At 59.7% G+C, this 17,294-nt stretch carries 16 protein-coding genes; 3 read left to right on the top strand and 13 right to left on the bottom strand.

All coding sequences use genetic code 11. From position 1 onward, the window contains the following. Window positions 1-15: 15 nt before the first annotated feature. Complete coding sequence (locus LOY35_RS20705; RefSeq protein ID WP_258626469.1) at window positions 16-1,599, bottom strand: hypothetical protein; 1,584 nt, start codon at window positions 1,597-1,599, stop codon at window positions 16-18. 404 nt (window positions 1,600-2,003) lie between these two features. Between LOY35_RS20705 and LOY35_RS20700 the strand changes: the two genes are divergently transcribed. Continuing rightward, window positions 2,004-4,787, top strand: coding sequence for a hypothetical protein (locus LOY35_RS20700; RefSeq protein ID WP_258626467.1), 2,784 nt, complete (start codon window positions 2,004-2,006; stop codon window positions 4,785-4,787). Window positions 4,788-4,918: 131 nt separating this feature from the next. Here LOY35_RS20700 and LOY35_RS20695 read toward each other — a convergent pair whose 3' ends face one another. The 6 genes from LOY35_RS20695 to LOY35_RS20670 form a co-directional block, all read right to left on the bottom strand. Further along, window positions 4,919-5,572, bottom strand: a complete 654-nt coding sequence (locus LOY35_RS20695) for an HAD family phosphatase (RefSeq protein WP_258626465.1) — start codon at window positions 5,570-5,572, stop codon at window positions 4,919-4,921. A gap of 46 nt (window positions 5,573-5,618) precedes the next feature. Then, window positions 5,619-6,608 (bottom strand): ABC transporter ATP-binding protein, encoded by a 990-nt coding sequence (locus LOY35_RS20690; RefSeq protein WP_258626462.1) that lies wholly within the window; start codon window positions 6,606-6,608, stop codon window positions 5,619-5,621. After that, window positions 6,605-7,405, bottom strand: a complete 801-nt coding sequence (locus LOY35_RS20685; RefSeq protein ID WP_041021858.1) for an ABC transporter permease — start codon at window positions 7,403-7,405, stop codon at window positions 6,605-6,607. The genes LOY35_RS20690 and LOY35_RS20685 overlap by 4 nt, the downstream gene beginning before the upstream one ends. Continuing rightward, the gene (locus tag LOY35_RS20680) at window positions 7,392-8,228 is read right to left on the bottom strand and encodes an ABC transporter permease subunit (protein WP_258633694.1); all 837 of its coding nucleotides are present in this window, start codon (window positions 8,226-8,228) and stop codon (window positions 7,392-7,394) included. Before LOY35_RS20680 ends, LOY35_RS20685 begins: the two co-directional genes overlap by 14 nt. A 5-nt stretch (window positions 8,229-8,233) precedes the next feature. Further along, entirely contained in the window at window positions 8,234-9,040 is an 807-nt protein-coding gene (locus tag LOY35_RS20675) for an alkaline phosphatase family protein (RefSeq protein ID WP_258626459.1), read from the bottom strand. Window positions 9,041-9,223: 183 nt separating this feature from the next. Beyond that, window positions 9,224-10,291 (bottom strand): ABC transporter substrate-binding protein, encoded by a 1,068-nt coding sequence (locus LOY35_RS20670; RefSeq protein WP_258626457.1) that lies wholly within the window; start codon window positions 10,289-10,291, stop codon window positions 9,224-9,226. Between the two features lie 361 nt (window positions 10,292-10,652). On the opposite strand from LOY35_RS20670, the gene LOY35_RS20665 reads away from it, so the two are divergent. After that, window positions 10,653-11,381 (top strand): UTRA domain-containing protein, encoded by a 729-nt coding sequence (locus LOY35_RS20665; protein WP_258626456.1) that lies wholly within the window; start codon window positions 10,653-10,655, stop codon window positions 11,379-11,381. On the opposite strand, the gene LOY35_RS20660 is transcribed toward LOY35_RS20665, so the two are convergent. The 6 genes from LOY35_RS20660 to minC all read right to left on the bottom strand — a co-directional run bounded on the left by LOY35_RS20660 (window position 11,373) and on the right by minC (window position 16,210). Next, entirely contained in the window at window positions 11,373-11,555 is a 183-nt protein-coding gene (locus LOY35_RS20660) for a hypothetical protein (RefSeq protein ID WP_258626454.1), read from the bottom strand. The two genes, LOY35_RS20665 and LOY35_RS20660, sit on opposite strands and share 9 nt — an antisense overlap. A 343-nt stretch (window positions 11,556-11,898) precedes the next feature. Continuing rightward, on the bottom strand, window positions 11,899-13,188 hold the full coding sequence (locus LOY35_RS20655; RefSeq protein ID WP_024779630.1) for a M18 family aminopeptidase: 1,290 nt from the start codon (window positions 13,186-13,188) through the stop codon (window positions 11,899-11,901). Window positions 13,189-13,388: 200 nt separating this feature from the next. Further along, window positions 13,389-14,024, bottom strand: a complete 636-nt coding sequence (locus LOY35_RS20650; protein WP_258626451.1) for an RluA family pseudouridine synthase — start codon at window positions 14,022-14,024, stop codon at window positions 13,389-13,391. Between the two features lie 180 nt (window positions 14,025-14,204). After that, complete coding sequence (gene minE / locus LOY35_RS20645; RefSeq protein WP_007960071.1) at window positions 14,205-14,459, bottom strand: cell division topological specificity factor MinE; 255 nt, start codon at window positions 14,457-14,459, stop codon at window positions 14,205-14,207. Further along, entirely contained in the window at window positions 14,459-15,271 is an 813-nt protein-coding gene (minD, locus tag LOY35_RS20640; RefSeq protein ID WP_041021853.1) for a septum site-determining protein MinD, read from the bottom strand. Before minD ends, minE begins: the two co-directional genes overlap by 1 nt. A gap of 201 nt (window positions 15,272-15,472) precedes the next feature. Continuing rightward, a complete protein-coding gene (gene minC, locus LOY35_RS20635) occupies window positions 15,473-16,210 on the bottom strand; it encodes a septum site-determining protein MinC (protein ID WP_258626444.1) in 738 nt (245 codons plus the stop codon). Between the two features lie 118 nt (window positions 16,211-16,328). Here minC and LOY35_RS20630 point away from each other — a divergent pair, with 118 nt between their 5' ends. Beyond that, window positions 16,329-17,261 carry a lipid A biosynthesis lauroyl acyltransferase gene (locus LOY35_RS20630; RefSeq protein WP_258626441.1) on the top strand — a complete coding sequence of 311 codons (933 nt, stop codon included), beginning with the start codon at window positions 16,329-16,331 and terminating at the stop codon, window positions 17,259-17,261. Window positions 17,262-17,294: the final 33 nt, after the last annotated feature.

Genomic DNA, 17,294 nt, shown 5'->3' with positions numbered 1-17,294 from the left:
TGCCAAAGGGTTGACCTAGAGGTTAACCCTAAGGACCTGGGAGAACATTCGTTGCTCGTTGCTGTTTTTACGGACAATCGAGTAGTTGATCAGGACGGGTTTTCCGCTGTTTTCGGATACCCAGGCACTGGGAATGTCAAAAATGTTGGCTTGGCCGGACGTCACATCCTGGCTTTCAGTATCGTGAGTCGTGACACCGACCCAACGAACCCTGACGGTGTAGCCTGTTTCACCGCCGTAGTTCACGCTAACCTTCGAGTTGGAATAACTCGGCGCCGGTAATGGATGCACCGCTTGCGGGTCGATATGCAGCGTCAATCTTGCCGACTCTATCGTCTCACCGACGCCTTTCTCCTTGACTGAGTAACCGACCTCGACAGATCGACCGATATTGTCGAGGACTTCCAGACGAGGAATTGGGATCAATCTTTTACCGGGCGGGTCGCCCACCTCTATTACCCCGCTGTTGTAGTTGACCCGACCCTGCCAGCGCACCCTGATGGTATCGGTTGCATGCATACCCGTGTAGTGAGGTACTTCTACATCCACATGCGCGTCGGTGTAGATGTCGCTCATTTTCAGACGGTCGCCCGCTGCGTTATACGTTTTGGGAACCCTGGGTCTAAGCTTGTGCGAGGGAAGCACAGCCTGGTCCGCGACACTATAGGCAAACGTGGCGTCCTCCGAGGGGGTGTTGGGTAAGATAAGACGGATGATGGGGACCACCATGCCTGCGGTGCGGTCGTAATACTTCCGTTGGTCGATTCGGGCATTCGCGAGCCCGGCGCCGAGATAGAAGAAGGCTTGAATCGGTAATACCCCTGGCTGATTCTCAGGCCAGGCTTTAATTCGAAGTTCGTTGTGGTCTCCAAAGGCTACGGTGGGAATCAACGAGCGTACCCGGATGGCTTGATTGAAGGCATTTACCGCTTCAGAGCCCAAGTCATTTCCCACCATAAAGGCACAGGAGTGCACAGTTGGATTCCTGGAATGAGGAGCCGATTGATAATGAGCCACCCACTGCTCCGCGGTGGTCACATTTTGTTCTCGGCAAGGTTTACTGGTAGGGAACACGAACGGAGGAACAATGCTGTCCCTGCATCCGTACTGTCCCGCCGCGTCTCGATAGAAAGTAGCGCCGTCGAGTGGAAAATAACAGATGACTTCAGGTCTGATCTTGTCCGTTGGGGCGTTGAAATAAGGGTAGAAGATAAAACCGTTGGCTCCATTCCAGGGCGCGCGCACAAATTTCGTATCGGCTCTCAAGTAGGAAAAAGAGACCGCATCGGTCGTTCTTGAGAAGTCGCTATGATCCCAAGGATCGTACCTATCACTGGTTTTAGTGATGCGTAGCGTTACGCCTGAGCAGAGAAAGGCCGGTGTACTGGGGTGGCCGCAGTTGGTGGCGGTATTGTGATAAGCCGTGGTCAGGTTTCTGGCGGTTTCCTCACCGGAGTGCTCATAAATATTAGACGTCTGAAGTGCGGGCGGCGGTGAGGGTGATTGAGTTGCACAACCAAATAATACGGCGAGCGTGACGGCCGTAAGTACCTTTATGCTGGCGTTGATATAAGTCCACTGTTCAAGGCGCTTGTCCATGAAGGTTCCCGTCGTGGAGGACTGTCAAGTTGATCAGACGTGGAGTGTATTAACCTGCGGACACAGCGTTGCGTCTACTGTCAGAAATAACAGGTCAAAGCAAGAAGGCGCACCATCTATCGGAGACCTGCATGCGCCTCGCGTTGAACGTGTGAGAGCGAACTTGCTGAAGTGCCAAGTGGTGACTACAGAGCCTGAACGCCAGAGAACATCCGCTGCTCGGTACTGTTTTTACGCACAGTTGAGTAGTTGATAAGAACCGGTTTTCCACTGTTTTCGATTATCCAGGTACTGGGAATGTCGAACACATTGGCCTGGCGGCCCCGATCCCCCTGGACGAGATCGCCGGCACCCTCGACCCCCAACTGCCCGGTACCACCATCGAGATCCCGCTGGACCCGGCCATGGAAGAGGGCAATGCCATTGCGTTGATCTGGAACGGTATCACCGAGAGCGGCAGCTCTTATACGCCTGACTTGCCCCTGCATCCGCTCAGCAAGAATGAAGCGGAGGGCAGCGTACCGATTGAAATCGTCGTGGCCGGTGAGCACCTCACCGCCATTGAAGGCGGGACGCTGGATCTGTACTACAAACTGCTGCGCGATGCGGTGAGCCGGGAAGTCATCGAAGAGGAATCGCTGCACGCCGACCTGCTGACTATCGGCGTCCCCCAGGCTGAATTGCCAGCGCCGGTGGTCGAAGGGGAGAGCGACGGGGTTCTGGACCCGGCGGACAAGCCAAATGGCACGCGCCTGATCGTTCGCCAATACAGCGGGCAAAAGGCCGGCGATCGGGTGCATATCTTGTGGTGGGGGTCGAACACCGGCCGGTATCGGGATTCGCTTCCGGTCACTGAAGTGACCGAGAACCAGGACATCCCGTTCACCATCAGCGCCGCGCTGATCGAGGGCAACCGTAATGGCACGGTGCGGGCGATGTATTGGGTGAGGCGGGTTGCGGGTGGGACCAGTCCGTCAGAAATTCTGCTGATGAGCATTGGTGCGGGGATGGATTTGACTGCGCCCAGTGTCAAGCAGGCCACAGGCAGTTCGCCGTCCCAGCAACTGAACCCGGTGGCGGCCAAGGATGCCTTGACCGTGGTGATTCCAGACTACGGCGTCCAGCCGGGCGATCAGGTCAGCGTGACGTGGGCCGGCACTGCAGGCGCGGGCTCCCACACCACTCCAGTGCAAGCACTGCCTGCCGATCGCGAGATCGCTATCCCGGTCGAGGTGATCGCCTACAACCTGGGCCGGTCGGTGACGGTGACCTACACGGTGACGCGCAATGGCAATGAATCTGATCCGTCAGCCGCGCTCAACCTGGCGGTGCAGACTCTTGCCGAGAATGATCTGTCGGGTTCCAAGCCGAAGATCCTGCAAGCGGCCAACAACGGTGAGGGCACTGAGCTGGATCTCAATTCCATCAGTGCCGATGCCACCTGTCGGGCCGGTATCTGGCCGCTTATCGCCCCGGATCAGGATGTGTGGCTACGCCTCAAAGGCACCAGGGCCGACGGGACCGTTCCCTATGACCTGAATATCTGGGCCCCGCCGCCACGGGGCCCAAGAACCAGTCCAACCTGGATCACCCAAGGGTTCTATGACGTCATGGCTGCCTATAGCTATCTGAAGGAACTGAAGGACGGCAGCACTTTGTCGATGGAGTTCAAGGCAGACTTCAGCAAAACCACCAACGAGGCCAATGCGCTGACCTTTCCGTTGCGCACCTATACCGTCAAGACCGTTGCACTGGTGAATCCAACCCTCACCGATGTCCGCGACACCAAAGGTTCTGTTGTCGGCAAAACCACTGTTGAAACCACGGTGACTGTCACCGGTACCGGCAGCAGCGGTCAACAGATTCAACTCATGAATGGAGCGGCCAACATCGGCAGCCCGTTCACGATCCCGGCGACCGGCACAATCTGGAGCACCTCCCTCACGGGCCTGACACCCAACGCCTATAGCATCAAGGCCAAAGCGTTGTACGGCACGGGGATACCTGATTCTGCGGCAAAAAATTTCAATGTCACCGCCATCGAGATACCCCGCATCACCAATGTGGAAACCGCTGCGGGCGTGGAAGTGCCTGACGGTAGCATCACCGATCAGGTCAATGTCACCCTGTTTGGCAAGGCCTCGAAAAACCAACGCGTCGAGATCTTCGATAGCGCCATCTCGAAGGGCACTGTTGACGTTAATGGTGGTGGTGACTGGAGCTTGCATCAGAACGGGTTGGAGCAGGGTTTGCACAGCTTTACCGCCAAAGGACTCTATGGCAGCAACCCGGAATCGGCTGTCCGTAGCTTTACCGTGCAGACCTCCACCGAAGCCCCGACCATCACTTCGGTGCAAGATCCCGCCAATACCGAAATCCCCAACGGCGGTTATACCGTTTCGACCACTGTCAACGTCATTGGCAGGGCTCAGCGGAGCGAGCGTCTTCAGATTTTCGACAATGCCGTCTATAGAGGTGACGTCGAGGTCGACGGCAACGGTAACTGGAGTTTGTTGATGGGGGCACTTGTTCCAGGGCCCCATCTATTCACCGCCAAGGCGCTCTATGGCAATAATCCCGAGTCCAATGTCTGGGGCATTAACGTCTACGTGCCTTTAATAGTCGACCCCAGCGATATAAATCTGAGTGCCACACACTACAGAAAAGACGCAACCCCGCCGAATCCTCCCTCGGGTGCCTATGCGCACCGTGCTGTGTCAGGAGGAACGCCCCCCTATGCCTGTACCTCCAGTAATCCGGCCGCTGTCGAAGCGTATATGTATGACGCATCGACAGTGCGCGTTATATCGAAAGGGTCGGCAGGCTCCACTATCACGGTATCGGATCAACTCGGCCAAACGACGGCTTTCAACGTCTGGGCGAGTAATGTTCAGATGTTCTTGCCGGCCTTCAACAGGGGTAATTACCGCAATTGCAGGGACTGGATCAATGGCCAGGGTTGCCGGGTTCCAAGTGAATATGAGTGGGGCGCTCTGTGGACGAATTACAACCAGAATATGGGCTTGGGTGATTGGCGCAACTGGATTCTCGATCCAGGTGGTGCCCCCGTTGGGAAGAAGTACGTGATCAATCCACATACTTTAGCGAAGTTCCTGATCATGGATTTTGGAGACGTTCCTCCTTATGCAAGTGAAAACGCAGATGGCTTTGGCGTGAAAGGCGTTTGATAGCGCGGGTTTGATGCGTCAAGAACTGTGGTCATCCTGAAACGGTGACGGACTGATTTATGTCGGTGCGGTACGTACCCGATAAACTGTGGAAGCGAGCTTGCTCGCTCCCAATCAGGGTGGATCGGTGCTCACTTCCAGCTATGAATCGGCCACCCCGCCAGTTCGGCATGGGCCTTCAACACCGGATCCGGGTTCACCACATGGGGGTAGTCCACCCGCTGCAACAGCGGCAGGTCATTGCGTGAATCGGAGTAGAAACTCGCCCCCTCCAGGTTTTCTTCCTCGGCGTCCAGCCAGTCCAGCAACCGCGCGATCTTGCCTTCCCGGTAGGTCAGGGTGCCCACGGTTTTGCCGCTGTAGGCCCCATGGGCCACTTCAAGCTCGATTGCCAGGATCTCATCGATGCCCAGGCGCTCGGCAATCGGCTTGACCAGATGCGTGCCCGAGGCCGAGATCACCAGGATCCGGTCGCCGGCCTTGCGGTGTTCGGCGATGGCCTTGGTGGCGTCGCTGAAGATGATCGGTTCGATGAAGTCCTCCACCCAGGGTGCCACCAGGTGTTCGACTTCTTCCGGTGTGCGCCCGATCATCGGCTCCAGACTGAAGTCCATGTACTCTTCCATGCGCAGCTTGCCGTGGCTGTAGGCGTCCATCAGCTCGTTGTTGCGACGCATGAACGACTCGGGGTCGACCCAGCCCAGGCGCCCCATCTGCTCGCTCCAGAGGGTGGCGCAATCGCCGTGGATCAGGGTTTCGTCCAGATCAAAAATTGCCAGGGCCATCAGTGCGTTTCCCTTCTCAAGATCAGCTTCAAAATCAACACAGCCATCAGGCTACCTCACACAGGGCCGACGGATCGATGGAAAGCGCCAGGCGGGCGCCATCGGGATGCAGGTCGGCGGCCGAGCGGTTGAGCACGTCCACCACCAGTTCCACGCCGCGAGCCTCGACCCGGTAGCGGATCACGTTGCCCAGCAGGCTGTGGCTACGGATCAGCGCATCCGGTTCGCCGCTGCGACTCAGCTCGATGGCTTCCGGGCGAATGGCGATGCGCCCGTTCACCGGCCGTTGCAGCAATCGGCTGGCGCTGTCGGCGTCCAGCAGGTTGTAGTTGCCGATGAAGCCGGCTGCGAAAACGTCGACGGGCGCAGTGTAAAGGGTCTCGGCATCGCCGCTCTGTACGATCTTTCCCTGGTTCATCAGGAAAATCCGGTCCGACATGGTCAGGGCTTCTTCCTGATCGTGTGTGACGAAAATCGTGGTCAGGCCCAACTCGCGCTGAATCTGTCGGATCTGTTCGCGCAGGTGTTTGCGAATCCGCGCATCCAGGGCTGACAACGGTTCGTCCAGCAGCAACAGGCGCGGCCGGGTCACCAGGGAGCGAGCGAGGGCCACGCGCTGGCACTGGCCGCCGGAGAGTTGATGGGGGTAGCGGCTGGCGAAGTCTTGCAGTTCCACCAGGCGCAGGATTTCCTGCACGCGCTGGCGGCTGTCGTCGGCCTGGATCTTTTGCATGCGCAGGCCGAAGGCGACGTTCTGCTCCACGGTCATGTTGGGAAACAGAGCGTAACTCTGGAACACCATGCCGATGCCGCGCTTTTGCGGGCTCAGCGGGACGATGTCCTGACCGTCCAGCAGGATCTTGCCGGCATCCACCGCCGTCAGCCCGGCAATGCAGCGCAGCAGCGTGGACTTGCCGCAGCCGGAAGGGCCGAGGAGGGTGACGAATTCACCCTTGCCGATTTCGCAATTGATGTCGCTGAACACCGGCGTGCCCGCGTAGCCTTTTTGCAGGTGTTGGACGCTGACGTAGCTCATTGGCTTTTGTCCTTGTTCAGAATGTTCGCCGCCCAGGTCAGGACCAGTACGAAGAAGAAGTAGGAAATCACCAGGGCACTGGTGAAGTGGCCGCTGCTGTTGCGCATGTTGTTCAGGTAGACCTGCAGGGTTTCATAGCGGGTGCCCACCAGGATGTTGGCGAACACGAACTCCCCGAACAGGAAGGAGAAGGACAGCAGCAGCGCCACCATCAGGCCCTTGCGCAGGTTGGGCAGCACCACCAGCAAGGCCGCCTGGAAGGTGCTGGCGCCGAGCAGTTGGGCGGCGTCCATCAGATCGCGCAGATTGATGGCTTGCAGGTTGTTGGTGATCGCGCGGTACATGAACGGCAGGGCGACGGTGAAGTAGCAGCCGATCAGGATCCACGGCGTCCCCACCATTGCCAGCGGGCCGGAACCATAGAGTTGCAGCAGGCCTACCGACGACACTACCGGCGGCACCGCGAAGGGCAGCAGGATGAGGATGTTCATCAGTGCGTCGAGTTTCGGGAAGTGGTAATGAACCACGAACAGCAGTGGCAGGATAAGCACCACCGAGAGCACCAGCGCGCCGACGCAGACGATCAGCGACTGGCCGAAGGCGCTGAGAAAACGTGGATCGCTCCACAACTGCACGTACCATTTGAAGGTAAAGCCTGCGGGCAGCACGGTGGCCGACCAACTGCTGGCGATGGAGTAGATCAGCGTGCCGGCCAGGGGCAACAGCAGTATTGCGAACAGCAGGTACACCACGGCCCGATGGTAGAGGCCGACAGGGCTCGATTCAGCGCGAGACATGGTAGCTCCTCTTGAGCAGCAATTGATGGACGACGGTCACCAGGGTCATCAACGCCACCAGCACCACGGCCAGGGCGCTGGCCATGTTCGGGTCGAGGGAGATATCGCCGGAAACCATGGCGGCGATGCGAATCGGCAACACGTTGAAATTGCCGGTGGTCAGCGCGTATACCGTGGCGTAGGCACCCAGGGCGTTGGCCAGCAGGATCACGAAGGTACCCAGCAGCGCCGGGGTCAGCACCGGCAGACCGATGTGTCGCCAGAACTGCCAGCCGTTGGCGCCCAGCAGCGCGGCGGACTCGCGCCAGTCTTCGCGCAGCGCGTCGAAGGCCGGGTAGAGCAGTAGCACACCCAGGGGAATCTGGAAGTAGGTGTAGAGGATGATCAACCCGGTTTTCGAGTACAGGTTGAAGTCTTCGATGATCCCTGCCTGCTTGAGCATGAGGGTGATGCTGCCGTTGAACCCCAGCAGAATGATGAAGGCGAACGCCAGGGGCACGCCGGCGAAGTTGCTGGTCATGTTGGCGAAAGCGTTGACGAAGTTGCGCAGCTTCGAGTCGACCCGGCGCAGTGAATAGCTGCCGAGTACCGCGATGATGATCCCGAATACACTGGACCAGAAACTGATTTCCAGGCTGTGCTGGATCGCTTGCCGGTAGAACTTCGAACTGAAGATCTTGCTGAAATTGGCCAGGCCCCAGCCGAACTCTTCCGACTCCAGGCTGTTGACCAGCACCCAGAGCAGCGGGGCGATCTGGAACACGATGAAGAAAATCGCGAAGGGCACCAGGCACAACGCTGCCAGCCATTTGCCGCGCGTCATGGCATTCACTTGAGCAACTCCTGGCAATACGGTTTGTCGTGAGCAACACCGAGCAACTGGCAGAGGGTGCCGCACAGTTCGGTCTGCCGGGGCTTCGCGGCGGGGTCGAGGCTGAAGCTGTCCCCGAGCACGAACAGCGGCACTTCCCGTTCCTCGGCCAACAGGCCGTTGTGGGAACGGTCGTTGTTCATGCCGTGATCGGAAGTCACCAGCACCTGATAACCGCCATCGAGCCAGGCTTGCAGGTAGACCGCCAGGTTGATGTCGGCCGAGCGGGCACTGTTGCGGTATTGCGGGGTGTCGAGGCCATGCTTGTGGCCGGCATCGTCGATATTCATCGGATGCACCAGCAGAAAGTTCGGCGCGTAGCGCTGACGCAAATGTTCGGCATCGGCGAACAGATGGGAGTCGGGGTAGTGGTCATTCCAGTAGAAATGCCCGTACTGGATTGGCAGATCGGGGTTGTCGGTATGACGATCCCGCCCTGCCACGAATGGTGAGACGTTGTAGAGCTCGCTGACCCAATGGTACGCAGCCGCCGCCGTGCTCAGGCCAGCGTCGGTGGCGTAGTGGAAAACGCTGCGCTGGTTCGACAGGCGCGAGACGTTGTTGTGCACAATGCCGCTGTCGATGGGCGCGACGCCGGTGAGGATACATTCATAGAGCGGGCGGGACAGGGCCGGCAGTTCACATTCCAGTTTGTAGAGCGCCGCGCGTCCTGCGCTGATGTAAGCCTGCAAATGTCCCATGGCATGCCGGGCGACTTCGTAGTTGAGGCCGTCGAGCACTACCAGGATGACGTTGTGCTTCATGGGTACCGGGACTCCGGACAGGAACCAGAAAGCTCGGATTCACCGCAGCCCCCGTGGGAGCGAGCCTGCTCGCGATAGCGCAGTGTCAGTCGACTTCACTGTCGAAAAGTAGACCGCTATCGCGAGCAGGCTCGCTCCCACAGGGGGATCTTCGTTGGATATCCGAGCGGGCTAACGACCGCTTTATTGCATATTGATGATCACTTCTTCCTGCCACTTCTGTGGCAGTGCCTTGGACGTCTTCTCCCAGGCGTCCGCGTCCTTGATCGGGGTCACGCCTTTGTACTGCTCGTTCGGCAGCAGCTTGGCCTGGACCTCTGCCGGCAATTTCAGGTGCTCGGCGCGGATCGGCCGGGCGTTGCCTTTGGCCAGGTTGATCTGGCCGGCGTCACTGAAGATGTACTCACGAGTGAGCTTGGCCGCGTTCGGGTGCTTGGCGTATTTGTTGATGATGGTGGTGTAGCCGGAGATGACCGAGCCGTCGGACGGAATCAGCACGACGTAGTCATCCGGGTTGGCCATTTTGGCCTTGTAGCTCAGGCCGTTGAAGTCCCAGACCACGCCCACTTCGACTTCACCCTTCTCCATGGTGGCGATGGTCGGGTTGGCCATGGACAGGCGTCCTTGCTTGGCGATCTCGGCGAACATCAACAGGGCCGGTTGCAGGTTCTTCTCGTTGCCGCCGCTGGCCAATGCCGCCGCCAGCACGCCATTGGCAGCCTGGGCCGCGGTGCTCACGTCACCGATCGAAACCTTGTATTTGCCGGTTTTGAGATCAGCCCATTTGGTGGGTACTTCGGAACCATGCAACAGCTTCTTGTTGACGATGAATGCGATGGTACCGGTGTAGGCCAGGGCCCAGTTGCCGTCCTTGTCCTTGGCCCAGTCCGGAACCTGCTCCCAGGTGCTTGGCTTGTACGGTTGAACCACGCCCTGCTTGACCGCAATCGGGCCGAACGCCGCGCCGACGTCACCGATGTCGGCACTGGCGTTGTCTTTCTCGGCGGCGAACTTGGCGATTTCCTGGGCCGAGCTCATGTCGGTGTCGACATGTTTCAACCCGTAGGTCTTGGCCAGGTCTTCCCAGGTGCCTTTCCAGTTCGCCCAGTCATCGGGCATGCCGACGCTGTTCACGGCGCCTTCCGCTTTCGCAGCGGCTTCCAGCGTTTTCAGATCGGTCTCAGCGGCCATGGCGGTGGTGCACATGGCAATGGTCGAGCCTAACAGTGATGCCAGGAAAAGCTGTTTCATCCGAAGCTCCTATGGGCGTTTTCAACGCTGCGATTGCGGTTGTGTTGGCGGTTATGTTGGTCTAGGTCAGCAATACCTGAGCCAATGTAGGCGAGCCCTGTGACATTTTGATGTCGACGGTGGATGCACCCACACCGATTCGGTTCGCGCGCAGTGACTGATAGCTAAGCGTAGACCATGGTTAAACAGCTGATATGAAAGGACTTGGCCGCAAATTTGCAGGTCTGCGCATCGACCGTTCGGCGGTTCTGTCATCTGCCAGTAATGTGCAGTGCCTAGGCTTGCAGGAACGAAAGTGGCTCGAAGCGTGTACCGATTCCGCCCCGAAACAGTGCTGGTCTAGTCCAGATAGGTAACGTTGATGCGCATTGAGACAACCAAAGCGGTGACAACCATCGGGCAGGTTCTGCAGGAGCAGCTTGACCATGGGTTGCTGGCCCCCGGCAGCAAGTTGCCGGCCGAGCGCAAGCTCAGTGAGTTGTTCGGGACCACGCGCATCACCGTGCGTGAGGCCTTGTTGCAGCTCGAAGCCCAGGGGCAGATTTATCGCGAGGAGCGCCGGGGCTGGTTCGTCTCGCCGCCACGCCTGGCCTATAACCTGATGCAGCGTAGCCATTTCCACGCCATGGTGACGGCCCAGGGACGGGTGCCTTCTACCCAGGTGATCTCGGCGCGTCTGCAACCGGCCTCGGCGGCGGTGTGTGCCTGGCTGCAATTGCCGGCCTTGTCGAGCGTGATCCAGATCTGCCGCGTGCGGCGAATCGACGAGCGGCTGGTGCTGTATGTCGAACATTACCTGAACCCGCAGTATTTTCCCGACATCCTCGGGTTCGACCTCAACCAGTCCATGACCGAGTTGTACGCCCGTCATTACGACCTGCACTACGGTCGGGTGAAATTCGAGATTGTGCCCACGTCTTTACAGCCCGAAGCCGCGGCGGCGCTGAAGGTCTCGGTGGGCAGCCCCGGCTTGCGGATTGCGCGGGTCAATTATGACCAGCATCAACGGCTGATCGACTGCGACCTGGAGTTCTGGCGACACGATGCGATTCATGTCGGAGTGGACGTGCTGGACGCGGAGTCAGATTGACTGGTTGAGTTTGCTCATGATCCTGAACAGCACGGTGGCGAGGATCAGCAGCATGCCGATCCACATGGCGAAGACCCCGACATTCTTGTCACGAAAATTGAAGCCGACGGCCAGCAGGATCATCCCGGCGAGGATCGGCACCAGCATGGCGTTGAGGATGGACGAGGGAATCATGGTGACGGCCTTGTCGGGGGGATAAAGTCAGTCTAGTTGGGGTTTTGCGAGGTCGCGATGACCTGTATCAAACGCTGTTGTGGCGAGTGGACTCATCTGTGGCGAGTGGATTCATCTGTGACGAGGGGATTTATCTGTGACGAGTGGATTTATCTGTGGCGAGGGGATTTATCCCCGTTGGGCTGCGAAGCAGCCCCCAGCGACAGCGACTCAAATTGGACTACACCGAGTGGCCGACTTTAGGATTGCTTCGTAACCCAGCGGGGATAAATCCCCTCGCCACAGATTCATCTACTCCTGTAAGTGCATAGCATGACTAGCCGCAGGGGCCATGCTGCTGTGATCAGGGCAACTCCCGGCTGGCGTAGAACGCACTCAGCACTTTCACCAAGTGCGCCAGGTCATGGCTGCCGCACAGTTCCCGGATCGAGTGCATGGCGAAGGTCGGCAGGCCGATGTCCACGGTGCGTACGCCTAACTGGCTGGCGGTGATCGGGCCGATCGTCGAGCCGCAACCCATGTCGCTGCGTACCACAAAGCTCTGCACCGGCACTTCTTCGGCCATGCACAGGTGGCGGAAGAACCCGGCGGTTTCGCTGTTGGTGGCGTAGCGCTGGTTGCTGTTGACCTTGATCACCGGCCCGGCGTTGAGCTTGGGGCCATGGTTGGCGTCATGTTTGTCGGCGTAGTTGGGGTGTACGCCGTGGGCATTGTCCGCAGAAACCAGCAGGGATTTCTGAATGGTTCGTACGAACTCTTCCCCTTCCGGCAGCAGGCGACGCAGGGTCTGTTCCAGCATCGGGCCGTCGGCGCCACAGGCCGAGCAGGAGCCGACTTCCTCGTGATCGTTGCACACCAGCACGCAGGTTTCTTCCGAGTCGGCGTTGAGCAAGGCTTGCAGGCCCGCGTAGCACGACAGCAGGTTGTCCAGGCGCGCGCCGGCAATGAAATCGCCATGCAGGCCGATGATCGCGGCGCTCTGGGTGTCGTAGAAGCTCAACTCGTAGTCGAGCACCACGTCGGCGTTCAGGCCGTGTTCGCGGGCCAACTGGTCAGTGAGCACGGCACGGAAATCGACGCGCTCGTCGCCGGCGAACTGGGCAAGGATCGGCGGCAGTTCGTTCTGCGGGTTGATGGCCCAGCCCTGGTTGGCTTCGCGATTGAGGTGGATGGCCAGGTTCGGAATCGTGGCAATGGGCGCCTTGAAGTCGATCAGCTGGCTTTCGACCTTGCCGTCCCGGCGGAAGGTGACGCGCCCGGCCAGGGACAGGTCGCGGTCGAACCACGGCGCCAGCAGCGCGCCGCCGTACACTTCCACTCCCAGTTGCCAGAACCCGTGACGTTGCAGCTCAGGCTGGGGCTTGACCCGCAGGCAAGGGCTGTCGGTGTGGGCGCCGACCAGGCGGATGCCGTCGTGCAGCGGTGCGTTGCGGCCCAGCTTGAAGGCAATGATCGAAGAGTCGTTGCGCGTGACGTAATAGCGACCGTTGGCCTCGGTGGCCCAGGTCTCGCGCTCGTCGAGACGCTGATAACCCGCCGCCTCCAGGCGTTGGGCAAGGCTGGCGGTAGCATGGAATGGGGTAGGGGAGGCCTTGAGGAAGTCGATCAGGCCCTGGTTCAACTCTGCGCGCATAAATAGCTCCAGACAGCAATGGGCGGGAGTTTACCGTATTGGCTGTTGATAGGGAGAGGGACTGCAGTCTACGTTGACTGTGCCGCCGTCATCGCGAGCAGGCTCGCTCCCACAGGGGATCTTCGTCGAATACAGATTCTGCGTTCAACGCAATCCCTTGTGGGAGTGAGCCCTGCTCGCGATGAGCGCGCCGCAATCCTTCAGAACGGCGCCGGGCACTCAAAGCGCAAACGCTCGCCACTTTGCGGGTGGGTAAAGCTGAGCATGCTGGCGTGCAGGCACAGGCGGGGCCAGGCGGCCAGGGCCTGCGGGTGAGCATAGAGACCGTCACCCAGAAGCGGATGGCCGATGGACAGCATGTGCACGCGCAACTGGTGCGAGCGTCCGGTGATGGGCGTCAGTTCGACCCGGCACCAATCGCCACAACGTTCCAGCACGCGCCAGAAGGTCAGGGCGTGCTTGCCATGCTCATGGTCGACCACGTGACGAGGCTTGGTCGGCGGGTCGTAGCACAGGGGCAGATCGATGCTGCCGCTGTCCAGTTCCGGCTGGCCCCAGCACAACGCGGTGTAGGCCTTTTCGGTTTCCCGGTCATGAAACTGTCGGGACAGTTCACGATGGGTGTCCGGATCCCGGGCCAGCAGGATGATGCCCGAGGTTTCCCAGTCCAGTCGGTGCACGATTCGCGCTTCCGGATAGCCGTTTTCCTGCAGACGGGTGATCAGGCAGTCCTTGTTATCGTCGGCCCGACCGGGCACCGACAGCAGCAGGGTCGGCTTGTCGACCACCAGGACGGCGGCGTCCTGATGAATGATGCGGATGTTGGAAAGGGGCATTGAAAACAGTCTCGGTACAAACGCCAACGGCGGCTCGGATCCATTCCCTGTGTGGGAGCGAGCCTGCTCGCGATTGCGGTGGTCCAGCTTGCATTGAAGCTGAAGGGTCCACCGTCATCGCGAGCAGGCTCGCTCCCACATAGGTTCAGGCCCGAGCCGCCGTGGCTCCCGCTGGATCGATCAGCGATCCGGCAGGGTGATATTGAGTTCCAGAATCGAGCAGCTACCCTGGCTTTCCAGTGCGACATGGACGTCATCGTTGCCGATATTGACGTACTTGCGAATCACTTCGACCAGTTCCTTCTGCAAGGAGGGCAGGTAGTCCGGGGTGCTGCGTTGGCCGCGTTCGTGCGCCACGATGATCTGTAGACGCTCTTTCGCGACCGAGGCGGTACTGGGCTTTTTGTTGGCACGAAAGAAGTCAAAAAGGTTCATTACCTACCTCCAAACAGGCGCTCGAAGAATCCCTTCTTCTCGACGTTGAGGAACCGGTGTTCCAGGTCTTTGCCCAGCAGACGGTCGACAGTATCGCTGTAGGCCTGGCCGGCGTCGCTCTGGTCGTCGAGGATCACCGGGACGCCCTGGTTGGATGCCTTGAGCACCGCCTGGGATTCCGGGATCACGCCGAGCAGGCGTACCGCAAGGATTTCCTTGACGTCTTCGACACCGAGCATTTCGCCTTTTTCCACGCGCTCCGGGTGGTAGCGGGTGATCAGCAGGTGTTCCTTGATCGGCTCCTCGCCCTTCTCGGCGCGACGGGATTTGCTCGCCAGCAGGCCCAGCATGCGGTCGGAGTCACGCACCGAGGACACTTCCGGGTTGGTCACGACAATCGCTTCGTCAGCGAAGTACATCGCCAGGTGGGCACCTTTTTCGATACCGGCCGGGGAGTCGCAGACCACGAACTCGAACTGTTCCTTGAGGTCCATCAGGACTTTTTCCACGCCTTCCTGGGTCAGCGCGTCTTTGTCGCGGGTCTGGCTGGCGGCCAGCACGTAGAGGTTCTCAAGGCGCTTGTCCTTGATCAGGGCCTGTTGCAGGTTCGCTTCGCCATTGACGACGTTGACGAAGTCATAGACCACGCGGCGCTCACAACCCATGATCAGGTCCAGGTTACGCAGGCCGACGTCGAAGTCGACGATGACAGTTTTGTGGCCGCGCAGTGCGAGGCCGGTACCGATAGCGGCGCTGGTGGTGGTCTTACCCACACCACCCTTGCCGGATGTAACCACGAGAATCTTGGCCAAGGTGTTTCACCCCTAAGGAAAAAGGACGTTGTCCGTCCTTGAAAAACATCTCTTGAAAACTGCTGCAATTGGACAGGCTTGGCTGGAATAGGGGGCGGGGCCGGGTTTACCTCCGGTAAACACTGCCTGATCCTTTTTCCTACGTCGTTTTAGCCGTTTTCGCTACGTTTTAGAGATGCTTGGAAAATGCGGCAGTATCCGTTAAAGCCGAATGATGTTCAACACGTCGCCCGACAGGCTGACCTGGACGCCAGCCCCCCACAGCGGGTCACGGCGTAAATCTTCGGAAACCTTGTACTGCCCGGCGATGGAGAGCAGTTCAGCGCTCAGTTGCTGGCAGAAAATCCTGGCTTTCGTGTCGCCCTTGACGCCGGCCAGCGCGCGGCCGCGCATCGGACCGTATACATGGATGTTGCCATCGGCCAGAAGTTCCGCGCCCGGGCTGACCGAGGACACCACCACCAGATCGCCACCCTGGGCATAAATCTGCTGTCCGCCGCGCACCGGCGAGGTAATGACCCGGGTCGGCTTGACCTCGGGCACCGGCGGTTTTTCCGGTTTTCTGGTCGCTTCGGCCGGGGCCGGTTCCAACAGGCGCTCCCGGGCGCCGGACGGCGGCAGCACCGGAATGTCCACGGCGATGGCGGCGGCGATGTCTTCGATGCGGCTGGCGCGGATTGCCAGGGTGCGCAGGCCGTGCTGGCGGCAGACGCGCATCAGGCCCGGCAGGTCCACCGAGCCTTCGTGGGTCGGCAGCTTGTCCAGGGCCAGCACCAGGGGGGCGTTGCTGAAGAAGTTCGGCGCCTGGGCGACTTTGGCCGCGAGCTGCCGGTCAAGGCCCTCCAGGTCGTTGCGGGCCAGCTCCAGCACCGTAATGGCGAGCATGCTGCCCTTCAGCTGGAACACGGAATCTTGGTCTAGCGGTTCGGTTTGGCTCATGGTCGGCGTACAACGGCTTGTCACTAAAAGTGCCGAGACTTATAACGAGATCGTCCGCGAGCCGCAAGCCGGGTCGAACGATGTAGAATGCGCGGCCCATGTCTTTATGGAAGCTGTAATGGATCGCCCGCGTTTTCGAAGTGCTTTTTTTCACCCGCGTTTCTGGCTGCTATGGTGCGGCCTGGGGCTTTTGTGGCTGATCGTTCAGTTGCCTTACCCGTTGCTGCTGCGGGTCGGTCGTGTCCTGGGGGCGCTGATGTACCGGGCAGCGGGCGACCGACGGCGCATCGCCAAGCGCAACCTGGAGCTGTGTTTTCCGCAAATGTCCACGGCTGAACGCAAGCATCTGCTCAAGGAAAATTTTGCCTCCACCGGTATCGCCTTCTTCGAAATGGCCATGAGCTGGTGGTGGTCGCGTTCGCGGCTGGCCAGGCTGGCTCATGTCGAAGGCCTGGAGCATCTCAAGCAGGCCCAGCGCGAGGGCAAGGGCGTGATCCTGATGGCCCTGCATTTCACTACACTGGAAATCGGCGCGGCGTTGCTCGGCCAGCAGCACACCATTGACGGCATGTACCGCGAGCACAAGAATCCGTTGTTCGACTACATCCAGCGTCGGGGCCGCGAACGGCACAACCTCGACTCCCTGGCGGTGGAGCGTGAAGATGTGCGTGGCATGCTCAAGTTGCTGCGTGCCGGCCGGGCGATCTGGTACGCCCCGGATCAGGATTACGGCGCCAAGCAGAGCGTGTTCGTGCCATTGTTCGGTATCCAGGCGGCCACGGTGACCGCTACCAGCAAGTTCGCCCGTCTCGGCAAGGCGCTGGTGGTGCCGTTCGTCCAGGAACGCCTGGCCGATGGCAGTGGCTATCGTCTGGTGATCCAGGCGCCTTTGGAGGATTTTCCGGGTGAGACCGAGGAAGCCGATTGCATCCGTATCAATCGGTGGGTGGAGCAGTCGGTGAGCGACTGTCCCGAGCAATACCTCTGGGCCCACCGGCGTTTCAAGAGTCGTCCTCCGGGTGAGCCGAAGCTGTACGGCAAGCGCGGTTGAGCCAGCAGTTCCTATCCATGAGCACGGAGTGTT

The sequence above is a fragment of the Pseudomonas sp. B21-028 genome (assembly GCF_024749045.1).
Classification (GTDB): Bacteria; Pseudomonadota; Gammaproteobacteria; order Pseudomonadales; family Pseudomonadaceae; genus Aquipseudomonas.
Note: the sequence above shows the minus strand (reverse complement) of the source record. Positions and strands in the feature narration are given on the sequence as shown.